The sequence below is a fragment of the Virgibacillus xinjiangensis genome (assembly GCF_042643145.1).
Classification (GTDB): domain Bacteria; phylum Bacillota; class Bacilli; order Bacillales; family Amphibacillaceae; genus Virgibacillus_O; species Virgibacillus_O xinjiangensis.
In genome coordinates this window covers 64,752-78,927 of the sequence record NZ_JBHRSA010000004.1, presented here as the reverse complement: position 1 = coordinate 78,927, position 14,176 = coordinate 64,752, and the positions used below count along the sequence as shown (strand labels likewise).

Sequence of the window (14,176 nt, the reverse complement as noted above, 5' to 3'; positions counted from 1 at the left end):
TCCGTTCTAAAAATAAAGCTTATCTATAATACGAAGATAATCGAGCCTTGCCTGATACTGAAAAGGGATGATGTAACCTTCTTCTTTAATAACTTCGTATGGTATCGACTTTTTTCCGCCCGTCATTCGTTTCTTCCAATAAGGAAACAGCCTTTCCGCTGGAAAAAGATAGGTCTCGTCATGCACTGTAAATCGCAGGATCAAGAAGCAGATCCCTCCGTGTTTGACTACAGCTTCCATGTGTCTGATCTGGTGCTCATGAATATTTGCCAGTGGAAATGATGTCTTATTTTTTGTCTCTTTGGCTTCAAAGTCTACATATTTATTTCTATAAAGGCCATTGTAATCAGTAGTGGATGCCTGCTTAAAATAAGCTTCAGTAATGACTGCAGCACTTCTTTTCGGATAATTTACGTTGACGATTTGGACGGGTGTAGGCTTTTTATGAATGATTGCCTTATCTGCCTGTAAATAAAATTCATTTGTCGAGTTCAAATCATCCTCCAACGTCATTCCCCTATTACTGTATTGGTTAACCAAATTATTTTGCTCCGATCTATTTCCGGCCAACGGAGCCCGCTTCCTCCCATTCGGATATTTCACCATGGATCCCTCCTGCAACCTAGCGGTCATGCTCTCTGTGAATCCATCTTGTCGAATAAAGATGAAAACACTACTTGTAATTATATTATAAAGCGTACGATTTATATAGAGAAAAGCCGGATTTGCGTATGTAACTCCTTCCAAATCAAGAACATTTTATGACAGCCAACCAAGAAATCTATGTAAAAAAGGACCCACAATCAGTTAGGTGGGTCCTATCAAAGCCTTATACGGACGGTCTGTTAGGTCCATCCAATTTTTTGTCCCCGGTTTTCAGAGATTTTGTCCTCTGTTTTTCAGGTTTCTTTTCTTGTCTCTTCTTGTGTGACATGTTTTTCAACCTCCTTCCGTAATTAGTGTGTCTATTTTTGCAGAAAACATAAACGTATTTTCTATGGAAGGGTCGCTTCATGCAGTAAACATTGATTTTCCAGTTGTTTTGTACGTTTCCTTCTAGTTTTGTCGAACGTGCAGGAGAGTGTGGAAGGGATGAAGAATCTTTTAAACAAACCAAAAGCGAGGGTGATGAGAATGGAACTGGCAGTTAACCCGGCAGGTATAGACAATAATGAAAGTCAGCGGAGAAGGTTAGAGGATTCTCTCCAATCTTTAAGCGCACAGGTTAGACAAATCGATAAACAGTTGACATTGCAAGTAGATACGGAAGTATGGATGAACTTTCGCAACCAGATAAATGATCTGTCATCCGCCAAATCATCGATAAAAGAAGTGTCATTTAATAAAAAACATGATAAAGTAGAAGGTGCAAAACAAGGATAAAGGCGGCTTTTAAATGGAATTAAACTTACTTATAGAGCAATTGAAACAGCATTTGAACCGTTTAAAGGACAGGTTTGAAAAGGTGGAGCCACCGGAAAATAAAAAGGATAAAGAATTCTTCCATATGGTCAAAACAGAGACATCACCAGTGTATGAGTTGCTGGAGGAGTGGGAAGAGAAATCTCTTGATCTCGTGAAAGGGAGAAAAGTGGATGTACACCCTCATCAGGTTACCTCTACGCGTGAGAATATGGAATTGCTTCTGCTTCACAGTTATTATATTGACGTTAGAAGAAAAAGATATATGGAGCTATATAAGTCCATTCATTATGTTTTTGATCAATTACTAAGGGAACTATGATAATAAAACAATCAACAAGGTAAAGCGGGGATGATGATGGATAGGGAACAATTGATGCAAGAAGCTGTAAACATCAGGGAAAAAGCATATGTGCCTTACTCTCAATTTCCGGTAGGAGCTGCTTTAGTGACAAAATCCGGCAAGCTCTATACTGGATGCAACATTGAAAACTCTGCATACTCAGTGACTTGCTGTGCTGAAAGGGTGGCTATTTTCAAAGCTATCAGTGAGGGAGAGACAGAATTCAAGGAAATGGCTGTCGCAGCAAACACGGAAAGGCCGGTTCCACCATGTGGGGCTTGCAGGCAGGTTATGAGCGAGTTCTTCTCCAGCAAAATGGAAATTCATCTGACCAATCTGCAAGGCTCTGCCAAAACGTTTACCACAGATGAGCTGCTGCCATTCTCTTTTCAACCGGATGATTTGAATAAAAGCGGAAGCTGAATCTTTTCAGTTTCCTTTTTTATGATATAATGTGGAGAAATACCAAAAGCATATAATGATATAACAATTATCATTCCAGAGGAAATTTGAGGTGAATATCCAATGAGTCTTAATCGTGTACAGCTGAACGGAAAAGAAATCCTGGAAAAGGAATTCAAAACAGCTATGAGAGGATACAACCAGGAAGAAGTCGATGAATTTTTGGATGTAGTCATTCAGGATTATGATGTTTTTATGCAAGAGATCGAACGCTTGCAACAAGAAAACGAACGGTTGAAGAAAACCAGTCAGGATCAGACCAGAACAAGATCTTCCCAGCCAGCACAGCAGGTGAATTATGACGTGCTTAAACGTTTGTCCAATTTGGAGAAGGCAGTATTTGGAAAAAAGTTTGCTGACACATCGAATGCTAATGAGTCCTGATCAGAAGCAATGACAAATATTTATTGCCTATTGTGTAACGGTGTTTCATATGCTACAATGAGTATCTGTTCGAGTTAGATACTCAGGTAATCGCTGCATGTCCATGCAGAGGAAAGTCCATGCTCACACAGACTGAGATGTTTGTAGTGTTCGTGCTTGACGAAATCATAAGTCAAGGTAACCTTCTAGGTTAACGGCAGGGGGAATTCCTAAGTCTCAATAGATATGGAAGACACCCTTTGAAAGTGCCACAGTGACGGAGCTGGAGTGGAAACACTTCGGGTGGAACGAGGTAAACCCCACGAGTGAGCAACCCAAAATTATGGTAGGGGCATCCTTTAGTAGGGAATTCAACCGAACGAGGGACAGGCAATGCTTGTAGATAGATGATTACCACCAAGGTACGAGGTTGACCACCATTTGCAGTACATTGGTACAGAACATGGCTTATCGAGTATTTAACGGTCCACTTAGACGGATAAACAAACCTTTCTTTTGGCTGATTCAGCCAGAAGAAAGGTTTTTTATATGGCAGGTTTTCATTTCACTGCAATGGTTATGATAAGCTAAAATAGACTTAAATTCAGAATGAAGGGAAATGAATTATGCGACATGTGACACTAATTGCTACAGCAGCAATGGGCCTAGAAGCTATAGTTGCCGAGGAAGTAAGACAGTTGGGATATGAAGTGGAGGTGGAAAATGGACGGGTGGTATTTGAAGCACCACTATCAGCCATACCTCGCTGTAATTTGTGGTTGAGGAGTGCAGATCGAGTAAAGCTGCTTGTCGGCAGATTTACTGCAGAAACTTTTGATCAGTTGTTTGAATCTACAAAGGCTTTGCCTTGGGAAGAATTCATATCCGAAGAAGGACAGTTTCCAGTAAGTGGTAAATCTGTTAAGTCGAAGCTATACAGCGTACCTGACTGCCAGTCCATTGTCAAAAAAGCTATTGCCGAGCGTTTGAAGTTGAAATACGGGATGGCTTCCAACATGCCTGAGACTGGTGAAATGTATAAGGTGGAGGTAGCTCTACATAAAGATACAGCAATGCTCACGTTGGACACTTCCGGGACTGGTCTGCATAAGAGGGGATATCGTGTGGGACAAGGGGAAGCCCCTTTAAAAGAAACATTGGCCGCTGCATTGGTCATGCTTACGAACTGGAGACCGGACTATCCGCTGGTTGATCCTTTTTGCGGCTCAGGAACAATCGCTATTGAAGCAGCACTGATCGGTCAAAACATTGCACCTGGCTTCAATAGGGAGTTCGACTCGGAACAGTGGAAGTTTATACGCAATAAACACTGGGAGAATGCATTTGAGGAAGCAGAAGATAAAGCTGATTATGATCAGAAGCTTCATATAACCGGATCGGATATAGATCATAGTATGATCAAAGTTGCTAAAGACAATGCGGTGGAAGCCGGGTTGGCGGATTTGATTACATGGAAGCAGATGCAAGTGCGGGATATGTTTATCAGGGAAGCAAATGGGTATGTAATAGGAAACCCTCCGTATGGGCAAAGGCTTGGGGATGAGGACGAAGCAGCCAAACTATACCAGCAGCTCGGTGAAATTATGAAGGACCATCCTAGCTGGAGTATTTATATCCTTACAGCGCATGAGCAGTTCGAAAAGCATTTTGGCCAGAAAGCTACAAGAAAAAGGAAATTGTTTAACGGGTTCATCAAGACAGACTACTATCAATTTTTTGGGAAGAAGGTAAAAGGGTAGAATGGCTCCTGTCGATTAGTACAGATTATTATTTTCCTCTTGTGAGATAATAAAAGATACGGGACATACCAAATATCGGGAGTTCTGTCCGCTTATCATACACTTCCCACGCTCACCTCACGTCGGATGGAGCACTATCCAATATAGGGAATATACGGCTAGAGAAGCAGGTTCTGAAAAAATATGCAGCAAAGGTGTGTATCAAATATGGCCTATCTCAGCTCAGTCGGTACTAGCATACCCGAACATAATCTCAGCCAGGAAGAGGTTAAACAGCTGATAACTGAAATCTTTCCTGCATCAGAAAGAAAGATAAACAGACTGTTGTCAGTTTTTGATCATGCATTAATTGAAAACAGGCAGTTTGTAGTTGAACCTGACTGGTACAAGAAAGAGCATTCATTTAAAGAGAGGAATGACCTTTATCAGCAATTGGCTAAAAAACATATGGTGGAAGCTGTCATGAATTGCCTGACAGATCAACATGCTTATACTGCTGACATTTCACCATCTGAAGTGGATATGATCATTTTTGTATCCAGTACAGGCATATCCACTCCGTCTATGGAAGTTGAATTGTTCAACGACCTGCCATTCCGGGAAGATATTTACAGGATGCCATTATGGGGACTTGGCTGTGCAGGAGGAGCCATCGGTCTGTCGCGTGCTTTTGACTGGCTGCGTGCCCATCCTGAGAAAACCGCTCTGGTAATTTGCCTGGAATTGTGCAGCTTAACTTTTCAGAAGCATGACATAAAAAAGAGCAATATTGTGGGTACAGCTCTTTTTGGAGATGGAAGCGCGGCGGCTTTAGCAGTAGGTGAAAAATCTCCACTGCTAAAAAGGGTAAAAAGGAAGATGCCAAGAATTATTACAACTGATTCTCGAACAAAAAAACACAGCCAGGATGTAATGGGTTGGAACGTCAGCAATACAGGGCTCGAAGTTATATTTGCTAAGAGTATTCCGCAACTCGTAGAATCTTTCTGGAAAGAGCATATATACTCCTTTCTTCATAAGACAAGTTTGGCCGAAAAGCATATCCATTCTTTTATTGCACATCCAGGCGGCAAAAAGGTGCTCGAAGCGATGGAAGATGTATTGGAAACCAAGAAGAGCAAACTTTCATCTTCCTATGAAATACTTCGGAAGCATGGGAATATGTCCTCCGCTACGGTTCTCTATGTATTGGGAGATATGCTGCGAAGGAAGGTTGATGAAAACGAGATCAGCATTCTATCAGCTCTTGGTCCAGGTTTCAGTTCAGAACTATTATTGATGGAGTGGAAATAGCATGCCTGTATATATGTGGGTATTATTAATTCTATTGATATTGCAACGGTTGGGGGAGTTAGTGATAGCAAAGCGAAATGAAAGATGGATGAAGAATAAGGGGGGAGTGGAAAAAGAAGGAGGCCATTATAAGCTCTTTGTCCTCGTTCATGTCCTGTTTTTTCTTTCCATCTTTATAGAGGCATATGTTAGAGGAGTACATCATCTTGAATTGAACCATGTCCTGCTTCTAATCTTTATCTTGACCCAGATGATAAGAGTGTGGTGTATCCAGTCACTGGGAAGGTTCTGGAACACGAAAATTATTGTAAATCCCAAGTTTTCTCCTGTGGCTAAAGGCCCTTACAAGTATGTAAAGCATCCGAATTATGTGGTGGTAGGTATTGAACTATTTGTCATACCATTATTGTTTGGAGCAATCTACACAGCGATCCTATTTCCATTCCTGCATATTTTACTGCTGGCGATTCGCATTCCGGCAGAAGAAAGAGCACTGGCCCAGATGGAAAAAAGAGGATGAATGTTATCGTCATTGACAGAAAGCTCAAAAAGAGCGGTAATCCCTAGGGATTACCGCTTTGTTCTATTTATAATTATTTTTTTGTTACATTTGCAGCTTGTGGCCCACGTTCACCTTCAACAATCTCAAAAGAAACTTCCTGGCCTTCTTCTAATGTTTTGAATCCTTCTTCTTGGATAGCGGAATAATGTACGAATACATCATTGCCTTCTTCCAATTGAATGAAGCCATAGCCTTTTTCTGCGTTAAACCATTTTACTACTCCGTTTTCCATTAAATAATCCTCCTAGAAACTTTCACGTAAAACGTGGTAATACAAAGGAGACAGCAGAAAATCAAAAAAACAGGCAGTTCTATAGAAGTGCAGGATCATAAGTACACCTACTTCTATAGAAGCTGCCTGTCATTAATGAATCCGCACATCTTCTTTGCTTGCCACTAATATAGCTCATTTGAAGAGCGTAGTCAAGAAATAACCACACACTTTTTCTGTAAATGACAACCTTTACATTTCCAGCAAATCCCATCCTGACTCTTGTGAGTGTAAATCTTTATGTCGGTCAGTATAATGGAATAGAAAGTATAAGACATACAGGAGGGAGAGAGGATGGACAATTGAAAAAGGACAAAATTCTCAAGGAAATACAGGACTACACCTATCATTTATTTGAAGAAGATGTGACAGGGCATGATTTCCACCATATGAGGCGGGTTGCTGGTATGGCGAAACACATTTCCAAAAATGAAGCAGCAGACCCGTTCATAGCCGAGGCAGCTGCCTGGCTGCATGATATCGGTGACAGGAAACTATTCTCCCGGCCTGAAGAATCATTGGAGAAGCTGCATGATTTCCTTCAATCACTTCATCCGGACTCGACCACCATTGAAAATATCGAGGCAGCCTTTAAAGATACTTCCTACCACAAGGGGGAGATACCAAAGACTAAGGAAGGAATGATTGTACAGGATGCCGATCGATTGGATGCAATAGGAGCGGTCGGAATTGCCAGGACGTTTGCTTATGGAGGAGCGAACGAACAGCCGATTCACGGGAATGGAGACAGGGCAACTTCCATTCAGCATTTTTATGATAAACTACTCCACTTACAAGATACTTTGCATACCGGAACAGCAAAGGAAATTGCTTTAGAGAGGCATCAATTTCTTCTGACATTTCTGAAGCAGTTCCATCGGGAATGGCAGGCATCTGAATAAACTTATGCTATAATAATTTGGACAGATATTGACTGTGGAGGAATAACAATGAGATCTAGTGAACAAACTTATTTGGATTTATGTGAAACCATCCTCAAGGATGGCACAAAAAAAGGGGACCGTACCGGTACAGGGACCTACTCACTCTTCGGTTATCAGATGCGGTTTAACCTTCAGGAAGGATTTCCATTATTGACTACCAAAAAAGTTCCTTTCCGATTGATTGCAAGTGAATTACTGTGGTTTATCAAAGGTGATACCAATATCCGTTACCTGCTGGAAAACAACAACAACATCTGGAATGAATGGGCATTCGAAAATTGGGTGAATAGCGAGGATTACAACGGCCCGGATATGACTGACTTCGGTCTTCGAAGCCAGAAAGATCCCGAGTTTCAACAGGTTTATCAAGAGCAGATGGAGATATTCAAAAAGAAGGTACTAACGGATGATGAATTTTCTGACAAATATGGAGATTTGGGTGCTGTCTATGGAAAACAGTGGAGGGATTGGAAGACATCCGCCGGGCAGTCCATTGACCAATTGAAGCAGGTCATCCATTCACTAAAGAACAACCCTCATTCCCGCAGACACATCGTTTCTGCTTGGAATCCTGAGGATGTACCAAGCATGGCGCTGCCGCCATGCCATACTCTCTTCCAATTTTATGTGGCAGACGGTAGGCTGTCCTGTCAACTGTATCAGCGAAGTGGGGATGTTTTTCTTGGAGTTCCATTCAATATTGCAAGTTATGCATTGTTAACTTCATTAATTGCACATGAATGTGGTTTGGAAACAGGCGAATTCATTCTGACTTTGGGAGATGCCCATATATATTCCAATCATGTAGAACAAGTTAAGAAGCAGCTTTCAAGGGAGACTCGCAAACTGCCTCAGCTTATCATCAACCGTGACAAAGAGTCCATCTTTGATTTTGAGCTGAGCGATTTTGACATTCAGGGTTATCAACCCCATCCTTCCATAAAAGCACCGATAGCTGTATAAATTTCGATAAAAGGAGAGGAGTAAATGATATCTTTGCTAGTTGCGATGGATCGAAACCATGTGATCGGCCACAACAATGATCTACCCTGGCATCTGCCGAAAGACCTCCGTTTTTTCAAAGAAACTTCAACAGGAAAGACGATCATTATGGGCAGGAAAACATTTGAGTCAATCGGAAAGGTTTTGCCAAATCGAACGAACGTAGTGGTAAGCAGGAAGGGAGGAGATTTTCCTCAGGGTGTGGAAGTAATCAGTGACTTGTCAGTGATTAAAAAATGGAATGAGGAGAGACCGGACGAGGAATTCATCATCATTGGCGGCGGCCGTATTTTTGAACAGGCTATGGATTATGTCGATCGCATGTACATCACCTTTATTGATGAAGTATTTGAAGGGGATACTTTCTTCCCTGCATTCAATAAAAACGAGTGGCGGCTGACTTCGAAAGTTAAAGGGGACAAAGACCAAAAAAATCCTTATCATTATTATTTTCTGCAGTATGATCGGCTATAATAGGAGTAGCGCGGGAAATTGTTGTCTATTTCTGGATAACCATGTTAAACTTTACCTGTAATAGCGTGACTTTGTTTTACAGCAGTGAGACGTAATGGAGACAAGTTGTTGCATACTAATTGATAAAGAAGGTGTAGCTATGTTATCAAGTATAGGCATCCCGGGGCTCATTCTCATTCTAACTATTGCGTTGGTCATTTTCGGACCAAAAAAACTTCCGGAAATTGGCAAAGCGGCGGGACAAACATTAAAGGAATTCAAGAATTCCACAAAAGAACTGACTAGTGATGTCACCGATGAATTTAGTGAAACCAAAGAAATAATCGACGGGAAAGAAAGCAAATAGAATTCTTGGGGAGTGAATAATATGTTCAGCAGTATTGGCGTCCCTGGGTTGATTTTGATACTGATTGTTGCATTGGTGATTTTCGGACCGTCCAAATTGCCAGAAATCGGCAAAGCTTTCGGAGCGTCCTTGAAGGAATTTAAGAATGCTACAAAGGATATTGTATCAGATGATGACACAACGACGAAAAAGCAATAATCCTTAATGCTTGAATCGTGAAGGTGTAAGGAAAAGAACCTTGCATCTTCTTTTGTGTCCAAGATTGGGAGTGTGAAATGAATGGCTGAGGAAAATTTTGAAGCGAACGAAAAGGAAATGAACTTTACGGGGCATTTATCTGAACTGAGAAATCGATTGATTGTCACAGCCATATTCTTTATCGCTTTTTTTATTGCAGGATTTATCTATTCCAGAGATATATACTGGTTTTTTGTAAGGGACCTTGATTTTCAGCTTAATGTAATATCCCCTGGGGAAATCATATGGATTTACTTTACCATGGCAGGACTTATTGCGATTATCGCAACTGTACCATTGCTGGCTTATCAAATATGGGCATTTGTAAAGCCTGGATTGACCCAGACTGAAAGACGGGCATCTCTAGCATACATACCAGCACTTTTCTTGTTATTCATAGCTGGATTGGTTTTTGGGTATTTTATGTTCATTGAAATGATTCTACCCTTCTTGCTTTCTTTAAATGAAGGAATGTTCAATGAGATGTTCACAGTCGACAGGTATTTTAAATTCCTGCTGCGTGTGACGCTGCCTTTTGCTGTTTTATTTGAAATACCAATCATTGCCATGTTTCTGACTTCCATAGGAATACTAACACCTGATTTTATGGCTAAAACGAGAAAATATGGTTATTTTATATTGATTATCATTGGCACGATTGTGACGCCTCCTGATTTTGTTCTTCAGATTGTCGTTGCGGTTCCCCTGATCCTTTTATACGAAATCAGTATTCACCTATCCAAACTGGTATACAGGAAAAAGGAACGCAAACATGAAGAGTTTATGGCAAGTGATCATATTGATTAAGGGGGAGGGGATAGCGTGAGACGATCGTTTTATCAATTCCTCCTGACTTACAGAGGAAAAAAAAGACCCGACGACTATAGCAGACTGGCTGATTGGGCCTTCCAAGATCATACCTTCCCCAAGTACACGGAAGATTATGATGAAATCAGCAGCTACTTGGAATGGAATAGTCCTTTTCCTAATGCTTTAATGACTTTCGATGAATTATGGGATGAATACAAGAACAGTTAATAAATGCTGCTCCAATGATGGGGCAGCATTTTATTTATGGTTATTTTTAGTGAAATAATAATTCAAACAAACGTTTGATCAATAATCACCATGACAAAATAATAGTTTTATTTTATAGGAATGATCGTGACATTTTTTAGCAAGTATTTACCCGATTCGCTAATACGTACGGACTTTTGTGGGAATCTTGGTAGTTTCTGCGGTTACCCGGGAAATAGTGGTATGGATGTCGGCCTGCCTATACGTATTTATCTTTAAAACATACAATACTGTATGCGAAATACTGTAAAGGAGGAGTATGATATGTTTTTTCCGCCCCAACATCCAAGAAACCACCCAGGCAGTTATGAGAGAAGCGATTTTATGTTTCCAGCACAGCAACCGCGTGGAGCCAACCGTAGGGGTTTTTCAGATAGACGTATTCCTGCAGAGAGAATCAATAAGGGAGTAGAGGGACTGTCCAAGACGCTTGGAAATGTAGAACAAGTATTGAAAGTGGTCCAATCGGCTGCGCCGATTGTTCAGGAATATGGCCCAATGGTGAAAAACCTTCCTGCTATGTATAGGATGATGAAAGCGATAAAAGAAATAGAAGACAGCCCTGATCAAGAAGCGGAAACAGATACAAAATCATTTAGCAAACAAGATGCAGTATACGATGAGCCATCTTCTAAAGAAAGAAGAAAAACAGATAGAACAACTGATAGAAGGAACAGGGGAGAGTCTACACCTCGATTATTTATCTAGAGCTAAGCCGCCATACTTGATTTTTTTGACCAGAAACGAAAAAATAGTGGTAAGTATGATTTACTGGAGGTTATAAAATGGCCAAAGAAGAGATCGCAACATTTGCAGGCGGCTGTTTCTGGTGCATGGTGGAACCATTTGACGAACGACCTGGTATTATTCAAGTGGTATCGGGTTACACAGGTGGTTCCGTAGAGCATCCAACCTATGAAGAGGTGTGCTCCAATACTACCGGCCATGTGGAAGCTGTTCAAATTACTTTTGATCCGGATATCTTTCCTTATGAGAAGCTTCTGACCACTTTTTGGCAGCAGATTGATCCCACTGATCCAGGAGGGCAGTTCAACGATAGAGGAGAGTCCTACAAGACTGCAATTTTTTATCATAATGAGGATCAAAGGAAAATCGCGGAAGCTTCCAAGAAAGAATTGCAGGAAAGCGGCAAGTTTTCTAAACCAGTCTTAACAGAAATCCGGCCGGCTAAGCACTTCTATCCGGCTGAAGAGAAACATCAGGATTATTATAAAAAGAACTCTTTTCACTACCGATTATACAAAAAAGGATCTGGAAGGGAAGATTTCATTAAGAATACTTGGCAGTCTAAAGTAGACAAAGAAGAATTAAAGAAGAAATTGACCCCTGAGCAATATCATGTGACACAAGAGAATGGGACAGAAATGCCTTTCAGAAATGAATACTGGGACACATTCGAAGATGGTATTTACGTCGATATCATCTCAGGAAATGTCCTGTTTTCTTCGAAGGACAAGTTTGACGCCTCTTGCGGGTGGCCAAGCTTTACGAAACCTGTAGACAGATATGAAGTGAACGAGAAAATGGACCAATCCCACGGGATGATCCGTACAGAAATCCGAAGCAAGTCATCGGACTCCCATCTGGGACATGTGTTTGAAGATGGACCAAAGGAAGCGGGGGGATTACGCTACTGCATGAATTCTGCAGCAATGCGTTTCATCCCGAAAGAAAGTATGGAAAAAGAAGGGTATGGAGAATACCTTCATCTATTTAAGGATTAATGTTAACTATAATAATATTATGTAAACAACATGTCGGGAAAGAGGGTAAACAGTGATTCATTTAAATTGGGAAAACACAGAAACCATCAAAAGAATTGAATGTGTCCATGCTGATGCAAAAAAGTTTGTCGTGGATAACAAGTTAACACCTGGAAAGGTATATGATGTAAAAAACGAAACAGAAGAATTCTATTTCATTATAGATAACAGCAATAGAGTAGGGGGATTCCTGAAGGATTATTTCAAGGAAGTAAAATAACAGGGGTGATCCCCCTGTTATTTTTTTACAAAATTACAGATAAAGATTGGCAAGCATGATTCCTAAGCTCTCCTCATAAATTTCTGCGAATTGTTCCAAGGGCAGAGGATTGATACCTCTGCCAAGCTCTATAGTGAAACCCGGCCTGCGAAACTTCTGAATAAACCAGTCTTTATATCCTGCATAACTGTCAACATATTGTATAGAAGTATACCCACTGGTCCGGGCAAATTCCTCTGCTATGCTCTCCGATTCTGGTGGCTCTATGCCTTCGAATCCCCAAAATATTACTTCACCTTGTGTATGAAAGGCTATCACCCGTAGGAAATCCCTCCTATTTGCCAATTCTGCCATCGCAATGGACTCAGGCTCTGACAATGGTGAAAAGCCTGGAAAATCTCTTGGTTGTGGAACAGAGGGCTTTCTTTCGGATTCTATCTCCCACAGTGCAGGAAACTGATTATTCAAATCAACTCCATGTATATTAGCTTTCCAATTCGAAAAATCGTCGTTTCCATTGTTTATCTGCAATACTTCCCTTTGAAAGTCTCCAGCCGAAGAAGCACCATTGATTACCAGATTGACCCCATCCGGATTTACCATCGGGACTGTGGAAAGAGTGTAGTCCATATAAGACGGCAGCATAAACAGTCCACGGAGTGGCAGACTATTAGTCAGAGCTCTCGCATACTCATTGAGAAAGCGGATGATCACCGGGGTGGTGATCCACTCGTTGGCATGGAAGGAACCGTTTATATGGACGTTGCGTGGACCGTCTCCGACTCGAAGTTCTGTCATTTGCTTGCCCATTACAGAACTACCGGCAGAACCGGCTGCAATAAAAGGATATATGTTCACTAATCGTTCAATGTCCCGACTCATCTTTTCATACGTATATCCGTTGATATCACTGATTACCAGTTCATTGATGCGTCTTGGTATGAACAGCTGGCTGCCTACAGGCAATGCCATTGGATCCACCATTTGATTCAATAAAAACAGACTGTCGATTGGGAGATTTTGATTCATAGCAATAGACCATAGAGAGTCATTTGCTGTAATGGTATATTGCAGGACTTCATAGCCTGGGATTTGAATTTGTCTGCCCGGAAACAATTGATCAGGATTAATCTGCGGGTTGGAATCTTGAATAAGGATAAGAGGAACGTCGAATAGTTGGCTATAATACCAGTAGGAATCCCCGGGGCGTACAGTGATTTCCATATTAATTCTCTCCCTTATACCATAATAATAAATAATATGTAGACAAACCCGAAAGATGAATATTTTATTTTTTAGGTAAAATAAGGTATAATATTGTAATAGATTACGTCATGAACGAGGCGAAAGGAGGAAATTAAATTGGCATTCGTTATAACGTCACCATGTATGGAAGAAAAATCGGGAGAGTGCGTGGAAGTCTGCCCGGTTGATTGTATAGAAGAAGGAAAAGATATGTTCTACATCGATCCTGATATCTGTATTGACTGCGGGGCATGTGAAGCAGTTTGTCCGGTAGAAGCCATTTATATGGAAGATGAAGTTCCGGAAGAGGAACAAAAATTCATTGAAATTAATCAAAAGTTTTTTGAAGACCGTTAAGTTTAAAAACCGTA

At 40.9% G+C, this 14,176-nt stretch carries 21 protein-coding genes and 1 other RNA gene; 19 read left to right on the top strand and 3 right to left on the bottom strand.

Annotated elements, in window-relative coordinates:
• Window positions 1-6 precede the first annotated feature (6 nt).
• Complete coding sequence (gene recU / locus ACFOGI_RS01370) at window positions 7-603, bottom strand: Holliday junction resolvase RecU (RefSeq protein ID WP_390267262.1); 597 nt, start codon at window positions 601-603, stop codon at window positions 7-9.
• Between the two features lie 489 nt (window positions 604-1,092).
• Here recU and ACFOGI_RS01365 point away from each other — a divergent pair, with 489 nt between their 5' ends.
• From ACFOGI_RS01365 to ACFOGI_RS01330, 8 genes are all read left to right on the top strand, one after another.
• Window positions 1,093-1,383: a hypothetical protein gene (locus tag ACFOGI_RS01365; protein WP_390267259.1), complete on the top strand. Its 291-nt coding sequence runs from the start codon at window positions 1,093-1,095 to the stop codon at window positions 1,381-1,383.
• A 13-nt stretch (window positions 1,384-1,396) separates the two neighbouring features.
• A complete protein-coding gene (locus ACFOGI_RS01360) occupies window positions 1,397-1,744 on the top strand; it encodes a DUF1798 family protein (RefSeq protein ID WP_390267256.1) in 348 nt (115 codons plus the stop codon).
• Window positions 1,745-1,780: 36 nt separating this feature from the next.
• Window positions 1,781-2,188, top strand: coding sequence for a cytidine deaminase (locus ACFOGI_RS01355; RefSeq protein WP_390267253.1), 408 nt, complete (start codon window positions 1,781-1,783; stop codon window positions 2,186-2,188).
• A gap of 102 nt (window positions 2,189-2,290) precedes the next feature.
• A complete protein-coding gene (gene gpsB / locus ACFOGI_RS01350; protein ID WP_390267250.1) occupies window positions 2,291-2,611 on the top strand; it encodes a cell division regulator GpsB in 321 nt (106 codons plus the stop codon).
• Between the two features lie 78 nt (window positions 2,612-2,689).
• An RNA gene (rnpB, locus tag ACFOGI_RS01345) (RNase P RNA component class B) lies at window positions 2,690-3,066 on the top strand.
• Window positions 3,067-3,216: 150 nt separating this feature from the next.
• Window positions 3,217-4,350: a THUMP domain-containing class I SAM-dependent RNA methyltransferase gene (locus ACFOGI_RS01340; protein WP_390267247.1), complete on the top strand. Its 1,134-nt coding sequence runs from the start codon at window positions 3,217-3,219 to the stop codon at window positions 4,348-4,350.
• Window positions 4,351-4,533: 183 nt separating this feature from the next.
• Entirely contained in the window at window positions 4,534-5,643 is a 1,110-nt protein-coding gene (locus tag ACFOGI_RS01335; RefSeq protein WP_390267244.1) for a type III polyketide synthase, read from the top strand.
• Window positions 5,644-5,704: 61 nt separating this feature from the next.
• Window positions 5,705-6,163: an isoprenylcysteine carboxyl methyltransferase family protein gene (locus tag ACFOGI_RS01330; RefSeq protein WP_390267241.1), complete on the top strand. Its 459-nt coding sequence runs from the start codon at window positions 5,705-5,707 to the stop codon at window positions 6,161-6,163.
• 73 nt (window positions 6,164-6,236) lie between these two features.
• On the opposite strand, the gene ACFOGI_RS01325 is transcribed toward ACFOGI_RS01330, so the two are convergent.
• Window positions 6,237-6,437 (bottom strand): cold-shock protein, encoded by a 201-nt coding sequence (locus ACFOGI_RS01325; protein ID WP_375053123.1) that lies wholly within the window; start codon window positions 6,435-6,437, stop codon window positions 6,237-6,239.
• A gap of 341 nt (window positions 6,438-6,778) precedes the next feature.
• Between ACFOGI_RS01325 and ACFOGI_RS01320 the strand changes: the two genes are divergently transcribed.
• From ACFOGI_RS01320 to ACFOGI_RS01275, 10 genes are all read left to right on the top strand, one after another.
• Complete coding sequence (locus tag ACFOGI_RS01320; RefSeq protein WP_390267237.1) at window positions 6,779-7,378, top strand: HD domain-containing protein; 600 nt, start codon at window positions 6,779-6,781, stop codon at window positions 7,376-7,378.
• Window positions 7,379-7,426: 48 nt separating this feature from the next.
• Window positions 7,427-8,383, top strand: coding sequence for a thymidylate synthase (locus ACFOGI_RS01315; protein ID WP_390267234.1), 957 nt, complete (start codon window positions 7,427-7,429; stop codon window positions 8,381-8,383).
• Window positions 8,384-8,407: 24 nt separating this feature from the next.
• Complete coding sequence (locus tag ACFOGI_RS01310) at window positions 8,408-8,896, top strand: dihydrofolate reductase (RefSeq protein WP_390267231.1); 489 nt, start codon at window positions 8,408-8,410, stop codon at window positions 8,894-8,896.
• A gap of 139 nt (window positions 8,897-9,035) precedes the next feature.
• Window positions 9,036-9,242 (top strand): twin-arginine translocase TatA/TatE family subunit, encoded by a 207-nt coding sequence (locus tag ACFOGI_RS01305; protein ID WP_390267228.1) that lies wholly within the window; start codon window positions 9,036-9,038, stop codon window positions 9,240-9,242.
• A gap of 21 nt (window positions 9,243-9,263) precedes the next feature.
• Window positions 9,264-9,440 (top strand): twin-arginine translocase TatA/TatE family subunit, encoded by a 177-nt coding sequence (locus ACFOGI_RS01300; protein ID WP_390267225.1) that lies wholly within the window; start codon window positions 9,264-9,266, stop codon window positions 9,438-9,440.
• A gap of 81 nt (window positions 9,441-9,521) precedes the next feature.
• A complete protein-coding gene (gene tatC / locus ACFOGI_RS01295) occupies window positions 9,522-10,286 on the top strand; it encodes a twin-arginine translocase subunit TatC (RefSeq protein WP_390267222.1) in 765 nt (254 codons plus the stop codon).
• A 15-nt stretch (window positions 10,287-10,301) separates the two neighbouring features.
• On the top strand, window positions 10,302-10,517 hold the full coding sequence (locus ACFOGI_RS01290) for a YozE family protein (protein ID WP_390267219.1): 216 nt from the start codon (window positions 10,302-10,304) through the stop codon (window positions 10,515-10,517).
• Window positions 10,518-10,820: 303 nt separating this feature from the next.
• Entirely contained in the window at window positions 10,821-11,264 is a 444-nt protein-coding gene (vrrA, locus tag ACFOGI_RS01285) for a VrrA/YqfQ family protein (protein ID WP_390267217.1), read from the top strand.
• 77 nt (window positions 11,265-11,341) lie between these two features.
• Complete coding sequence (gene msrB, locus ACFOGI_RS01280; protein WP_390267214.1) at window positions 11,342-12,301, top strand: peptide-methionine (R)-S-oxide reductase MsrB; 960 nt, start codon at window positions 11,342-11,344, stop codon at window positions 12,299-12,301.
• A 52-nt stretch (window positions 12,302-12,353) separates the two neighbouring features.
• A complete protein-coding gene (locus tag ACFOGI_RS01275) occupies window positions 12,354-12,560 on the top strand; it encodes a DUF6501 family protein (RefSeq protein ID WP_390267211.1) in 207 nt (68 codons plus the stop codon).
• Window positions 12,561-12,593: 33 nt separating this feature from the next.
• On the opposite strand, the gene ACFOGI_RS01270 is transcribed toward ACFOGI_RS01275, so the two are convergent.
• Window positions 12,594-13,784 carry a M14 family zinc carboxypeptidase gene (locus tag ACFOGI_RS01270; RefSeq protein WP_390267208.1) on the bottom strand — a complete coding sequence of 397 codons (1,191 nt, stop codon included), beginning with the start codon at window positions 13,782-13,784 and terminating at the stop codon, window positions 12,594-12,596.
• Between the two features lie 138 nt (window positions 13,785-13,922).
• Here ACFOGI_RS01270 and ACFOGI_RS01265 point away from each other — a divergent pair, with 138 nt between their 5' ends.
• A complete protein-coding gene (locus tag ACFOGI_RS01265) occupies window positions 13,923-14,162 on the top strand; it encodes an indolepyruvate ferredoxin oxidoreductase subunit alpha (RefSeq protein ID WP_390267205.1) in 240 nt (79 codons plus the stop codon).
• Window positions 14,163-14,176 lie beyond the last annotated feature (14 nt).

Excerpts from the sequence above, each read along its gene's own strand:
- ACFOGI_RS01365 (WP_390267259.1), top strand. The coding sequence starts at position 1,093 with ATGAAGAATCTTTTAAACAAACCAAAAGCGAGGGTGATGAGAATGGAA.
- ACFOGI_RS01360 (WP_390267256.1), top strand. The coding sequence starts at position 1,397 with ATGGAATTAAACTTACTTATAGAGCAATTGAAACAGCATTTGAACCGT.
- ACFOGI_RS01355 (WP_390267253.1), top strand. The coding sequence starts at position 1,781 with ATGGATAGGGAACAATTGATGCAAGAAGCTGTAAACATCAGGGAAAAA.
- gpsB (WP_390267250.1), top strand. The coding sequence starts at position 2,291 with ATGAGTCTTAATCGTGTACAGCTGAACGGAAAAGAAATCCTGGAAAAG.
- ACFOGI_RS01340 (WP_390267247.1), top strand. The coding sequence starts at position 3,217 with ATGCGACATGTGACACTAATTGCTACAGCAGCAATGGGCCTAGAAGCT.
- ACFOGI_RS01335 (WP_390267244.1), top strand. The coding sequence starts at position 4,534 with ATGCAGCAAAGGTGTGTATCAAATATGGCCTATCTCAGCTCAGTCGGT.
- ACFOGI_RS01325 (WP_375053123.1), bottom strand. The coding sequence starts at position 6,437 with ATGGAAAACGGAGTAGTAAAATGGTTTAACGCAGAAAAAGGCTATGGC.
- ACFOGI_RS01315 (WP_390267234.1), top strand. The coding sequence starts at position 7,427 with ATGAGATCTAGTGAACAAACTTATTTGGATTTATGTGAAACCATCCTC.
- ACFOGI_RS01310 (WP_390267231.1), top strand. The coding sequence starts at position 8,408 with ATGATATCTTTGCTAGTTGCGATGGATCGAAACCATGTGATCGGCCAC.
- ACFOGI_RS01305 (WP_390267228.1), top strand. The coding sequence starts at position 9,036 with ATGTTATCAAGTATAGGCATCCCGGGGCTCATTCTCATTCTAACTATT.
- ACFOGI_RS01300 (WP_390267225.1), top strand. The coding sequence starts at position 9,264 with ATGTTCAGCAGTATTGGCGTCCCTGGGTTGATTTTGATACTGATTGTT.
- tatC (WP_390267222.1), top strand. The coding sequence starts at position 9,522 with ATGGCTGAGGAAAATTTTGAAGCGAACGAAAAGGAAATGAACTTTACG.
- vrrA (WP_390267217.1), top strand. The coding sequence starts at position 10,821 with ATGTTTTTTCCGCCCCAACATCCAAGAAACCACCCAGGCAGTTATGAG.
- msrB (WP_390267214.1), top strand. The coding sequence starts at position 11,342 with ATGGCCAAAGAAGAGATCGCAACATTTGCAGGCGGCTGTTTCTGGTGC.
- ACFOGI_RS01270 (WP_390267208.1), bottom strand. The coding sequence starts at position 13,784 with ATGGAAATCACTGTACGCCCCGGGGATTCCTACTGGTATTATAGCCAA.